The following is a 4,690-nucleotide window of genomic DNA, read 5'->3' on the forward strand; positions in this document are numbered from 1 at the left end:
CTGTAGCGGCCCGACTTATTATCCTGTCTGACCCGATTTTATCCGCACTTCCTGACCCACAATCATTGACTCTATCCTATGGCGATGGTTCACATTAGTTAAGAATGAGACCACATTGATTGACACTGGGACTGATTTCATCGGGTTAGGCCCACTTTATTTAATTTTACTGACCTCGACGTAGATGAGTTGATGTAACTCTGAAAGTTTCAATTATTTTCTTCGATGCAACTGGCCGTTATTGGTCGATATATAATACTTATCCTTTTCATTGCACTGGAAGTTATACAGGGTTCCGCACAGGTCTTTAAATTCAAATGAGTATCCTTTGATGACTTGCATAACGTACCTACTTCTCCATATCTATTTTATCGCCCAAAACGGCTTGTAATGATACTTGTCACACCCCAACTTCAACATAGCATCATGCTCACTCATACCATTAGCAACCATTTGTTTAAGCTCTGGCTCAATTTTTTCTAAATGTGCTCCATATAAGTAACCACGACGCGCTATTCCTAACCCCCATACTGTCAACACTATGGTTGGAATAAGTGATTCTGGGCTAAACATTGGAAATAAATAAAACCCTCCAGAAATGACAACTAACATGGTGATGTACAACAGAGCGTCCTTTTTTCTCTCTTCACGATATCGCTCTTTGTCTGAAGTCATTTCTCCCCCACTTATCTCTGATGTCCTTTGCCAGTTCTGGCAAATGCGCTTCAATCTCATTCGCGTAGGTCAGTATTGCCGCTCTGCAAGCTTTTAGGTGATTAGGCTCTGCACCAGAGTCTAAACGTAACACAAATGCTTCAAACGTATCAGGCAAGGCTTTTCCATCGGCTCGCTCAATCGAATATTTACCGTGTAAACCTTTTGTTGGTGCACGCAAATGGTTAGGAATTGGTAGTTTTGCATCGCTGGTCATAATTTATCCTTATCTAAAACAAATCTGAACGTCTAATATATCATAACATAATGTACAGTTTAGCAAGCCATCTTTCTAATGTCTATTATTTCGTATATTATTATTTAGTGGACACATATTCTATAATTCGATTTAGTAGACAATAAGTATGAGAAAATTTGGATACGCTCGCGTATCAACCAGTCAACAGTCACTTGTTGCCCAAAAAGAAGCCCTATTAAAAGAAGGTGTAAAAAGCTCAAGAATATTTACCGATATTGGAAGTCGCGCAGATTTAGATCGTGAAGGTTTGAATTTGCTTCGCATAAAGGTTGAAGAAGGTGACTTGGTATTAGTAACTCGATTAGACAGACTTGGTAGTGATACTGCTGAGATGATTAAATTGATAAAGGATTTTTCCCAACAAGGTGTCTATATCCGTTTTATTAAAGAAGGATTAAGCACTGAAGGTTCAATGGGGAAAATGGTTGTCACTATCCTAAGTGCCGTAGCCGATGCTGAAAGAGAACGAATTCTTGAAAGGACGAACGAGGGGCGTTTAGATGCAATGGCCAAAGGCGTAAAATTTGGTCGCAAACGTTCTATAGACAGGACTAAAGTGATGGAGCTAAAACACCAAAATGTTGGAGCCACAGAAGTAGCAAAGCAACTAGGTATTGGTCGCTCAACCGTCTATAAAATATGGAATGAAGAGGAAGACAATAATTCAGTATGAAAGCCAAACGGATTGCGTCAGAGGTATTGCTTGATCTGTCTTCACGGATGGACCAATACCCTGCGCGTTCTGAAGAGCGTAAAAAAATCGTTAAGTCGGCATGTGAGTTATATGGTGTTTCTGAAAGCACACTTTATCGTCAGCTGAGGGCAGTCAACAAACCAAAGTCCCTTAAACGAACGGATTCGGGAAAGTCACGAGTTATCCCTATTTCAGAGATGGAAAGGTACTGCGAAATTATAGCCGCATTGAAAATTCGCACCACAAACAAGAACGGGCGGCATATATCAACCAATGTAGCGATTGATTTATTGGAAAGCACAGGCGTTGAGTCAGAATATGGTTTTATTAAGCTTGAAAAAGGCAAGCTTAACAAGACAACCGTTAACAGGTATCTATCTCAGTTTGGCCTTGATAAACACAATCTAATCAAGAATGCGCCAGCAGTGAGATTTCAAGCTAGGCACAGCAATGAATGCTGGCAGTTTGATCTTAGCCCGTCAGACTTAAAAAGTGTTGAAGAGCCGCTTTGGTATGATGAGTCTAAGGGATTGCCAATGCTTATGCTCTACTCAGTAGTAGATGATAGAAGTGGTGTGTGTTATCAGGAATATCGCAACGTCCACGGCGAGGATGCAGGCAACGCGCTGCGCTTTCTTTTTAATGCTATGTCACCCAAGTCAGACCCAGATGTACCTTTTCAAGGCATCCCACAAATGATTTATATGGACAACGGGCCTATTGCCCGAAGTCGGGTATTTCAATCTGTAATGAAGTATTTGGGCATTGATGTAAAGGTGCATATGCCAGATAGCAAGGATAAACGGCGTAAAACAGCTAGGTCAAAAGGTAAAGTTGAACGAGCCTTTCGCACGGTTAAGGAATGCCATGAAGTGCTTTATCATTTGCGTGAACCCAAGAACGAAATTGAAGCTAATCAGATGTTGAGTGAATATTTGAAGAAATACAATGATCACCAACATCGAGCAGAGCCGCATTCTCGAACGGAAGACTGGCTTCAGAATATTGACGGCGCTGTTAAACAAATGTGCAGCTGGGAGCGTTTTTCATCTTTTGCTCGCGAGCCTGAAAAAAGAACAGTAGGCATTGACGCCAGAATTCCCATTGATGGGAGCATGTATGAGGTGGACCCCGACTTAGCTGGCGAACAAGTCGTTCTTTGGTGGGGACTGTTTGATGACGAACTCTATGTCGAACATGATGGTCAACGTTACGGCGCTTATTTTCCCGTCAGTGGCCCAATTCCTTTATACCGCTACCGTAAATTTAAGCAAACCAAGACGGAAAAACGGCTTGGCAAACTAGAAACCTTAGCGAAGTCGTTAAAACTGCCTGAGTCTGAAAGTGATCAAAACCACGAGGTTATACTGTCTATGAAAAATGTCGTTGAGCCAGTTCCTACGCGAGAATTCGACGATCCAGATCCATTCAATGAAAAACAGTATGAGAACATATTGAAGGCTAAGCTCGCCATATCCAAATATCTAGGAAAACCATTAGCAATATTGGAGCAAGGCGACAGAGATATGATTGACGCTATCTTGTCTCAGTCATTAGACAAAGGTGTTGTGATGAAACAAATAAAAGAATATTTCAATAATAGGAGTGGGGAACATGCAAATTGAAGTCATGGAGCACTTTGGCATCAAGAAGTATTTTCGAGACGCAGATTTCTTTGAAACCGACACGGCTAAGCGGCTGTTTAAACAACTCAAGAAAATCATACCTGAAGGCCAGCTTATCGCATTGACTGGTGTTGTGGGCATTGGTAAAACAACTTATCTAGAACGCATTCAAAAGCAGTTGGCTGCGGAGAAAAATGTGATTGTGGCCAAGTCATTATCAGTTGAAAAATCAAAGACCAATTTGACCACTCTGATCACGGCCTTGTTTTACGATGTATCAGGCGATAATGATTACCGGGTACCTAAGCTTGGTGAAAAGCGGGAACGAGATTTACAGGAACTCATTAAGAAGAGCAAAAAGCCCGTAGTTCTGTTCTGTGACGAAGCTCACGACTTACACCACCGGACATTAACAGGCTTAAAACGGCTTATGGAGGTCATACATGAAGGCGGTGGTAAATTATCAATTGTTCTAGCCGGACACCCAAAGCTTCGGAATGACCTTAAATCACCCACGATGGAAGAAGTTGGTTATCGGGCTTTAACTATGTCACTTGACGCTTCACAAGGTATTCTGCGTGATTACATTAATTGGCTCCTAGATAAATGCACTGATGACAAAATGAAGGTTAAAGATATTATTGAAGATCAGGCGGTAGATTACCTAGCAGAGCATTTAACAACACCTCTCCAGGTAGAGCAGCACCTTACATTAGCGTTAGAAGAAGCCTATGCCGTTGGTGTTAAACCTATTAACGTCGATTTGCTAGAAGAAACGCTATCAAGTCGAATTGATGAAATTGAACCTACACTTATCAGACACGGCTACAACGAGCGTGTTATTGCCGATCAGTTTAGATACAAACCGGCTGATGTTCGCAAGCTCTTTAAAGGCGACCTTGACCCTACCAGAGCTAAAGAAATGACAGCGGAAATGCGCGAGGCAGGTTTACCAATATGAAGATATCCTCTAAAAAGAGAAAACTGGCAAAAATCATTGATAAAGGAGTGAAGCAATATCCTAACAATGAACACGGCGATATCCAGCTATTACAGGCTTCATATGATTACATGGACACGTTTAAACAATTGATGGATAGCTGCGACCAAGAAGAACTTAATTTTCTTTGCAATGAACATCCTGGGCTATATAGGTTTGCACAGATGCTCGAAAACATGGCACAGGGTATCCAATCTGGCGCTATCAGTGTTCCTAAAGATCACTAATCATGGTGTCGATTAATGTGGGCCTAACCCGATGAAATCAGTCCCAGTGTCAATCAATGTGGGTTCATTCTCGCTTAATGTGAGCCGACTGCGCAGGATAGAATCAATGATTGCGGGTCGGAATGTGCGGATAAAGTCGGGTCAGGCGATATAAGAAGTCAGGCCGCTACA

General features: G+C 41.8%; 6 protein-coding genes. 4 read left to right on the forward strand and 2 right to left on the reverse strand.

Translation table 11 applies throughout. The features are described 5' to 3' along the window. Positions 1-363 precede the first annotated feature (363 nt). Together KIU71_RS17610 and KIU71_RS17615 are read right to left on the reverse strand one after the other, a co-directional pair. A complete protein-coding gene (locus KIU71_RS17610; RefSeq protein WP_069945566.1) occupies positions 364-675 on the reverse strand; it encodes a hypothetical protein in 312 nt (103 codons plus the stop codon). Then, positions 647-931, reverse strand: coding sequence for a hypothetical protein (locus KIU71_RS17615; protein ID WP_061487065.1), 285 nt, complete (start codon positions 929-931; stop codon positions 647-649). The genes KIU71_RS17610 and KIU71_RS17615 overlap by 29 nt, the downstream gene beginning before the upstream one ends. Positions 932-1,079: 148 nt before the next feature. On the opposite strand from KIU71_RS17615, the gene KIU71_RS17620 reads away from it, so the two are divergent. The 4 genes from KIU71_RS17620 to KIU71_RS17635 are packed head-to-tail and all read left to right on the forward strand — an operon-like array spanning position 1,080 to position 4,519. After that, positions 1,080-1,646, forward strand: a complete 567-nt coding sequence (locus KIU71_RS17620; RefSeq protein ID WP_061487066.1) for a recombinase family protein — start codon at positions 1,080-1,082, stop codon at positions 1,644-1,646. Positions 1,647-1,657: 11 nt separating this feature from the next. Then, entirely contained in the window at positions 1,658-3,292 is a 1,635-nt protein-coding gene (locus KIU71_RS17625; protein WP_139125465.1) for a DDE-type integrase/transposase/recombinase, read from the forward strand. Continuing rightward, positions 3,282-4,253: an ExeA family protein gene (locus tag KIU71_RS17630; RefSeq protein ID WP_061487068.1), complete on the forward strand. Its 972-nt coding sequence runs from the start codon at positions 3,282-3,284 to the stop codon at positions 4,251-4,253. The genes KIU71_RS17625 and KIU71_RS17630 overlap by 11 nt, the downstream gene beginning before the upstream one ends. Beyond that, a complete protein-coding gene (locus KIU71_RS17635; protein WP_061487069.1) occupies positions 4,250-4,519 on the forward strand; it encodes a hypothetical protein in 270 nt (89 codons plus the stop codon). The genes KIU71_RS17630 and KIU71_RS17635 overlap by 4 nt, the downstream gene beginning before the upstream one ends. Positions 4,520-4,690: the final 171 nt, after the last annotated feature.

It is taken from the genome of Alteromonas oceanisediminis, assembly GCF_018474025.1.
GTDB lineage: Bacteria > Pseudomonadota > Gammaproteobacteria > Enterobacterales > Alteromonadaceae > Alteromonas_E > Alteromonas_E oceanisediminis.

Excerpts from the sequence above, each read along its gene's own strand:
- KIU71_RS17610 (WP_069945566.1), bottom strand. The coding sequence starts at position 675 with ATGACTTCAGACAAAGAGCGATATCGTGAAGAGAGAAAAAAGGACGCT.
- KIU71_RS17615 (WP_061487065.1), bottom strand. The coding sequence starts at position 931 with ATGACCAGCGATGCAAAACTACCAATTCCTAACCATTTGCGTGCACCA.
- KIU71_RS17620 (WP_061487066.1), top strand. The coding sequence starts at position 1,080 with ATGAGAAAATTTGGATACGCTCGCGTATCAACCAGTCAACAGTCACTT.
- KIU71_RS17630 (WP_061487068.1), top strand. The coding sequence starts at position 3,282 with ATGCAAATTGAAGTCATGGAGCACTTTGGCATCAAGAAGTATTTTCGA.
- KIU71_RS17635 (WP_061487069.1), top strand. The coding sequence starts at position 4,250 with ATGAAGATATCCTCTAAAAAGAGAAAACTGGCAAAAATCATTGATAAA.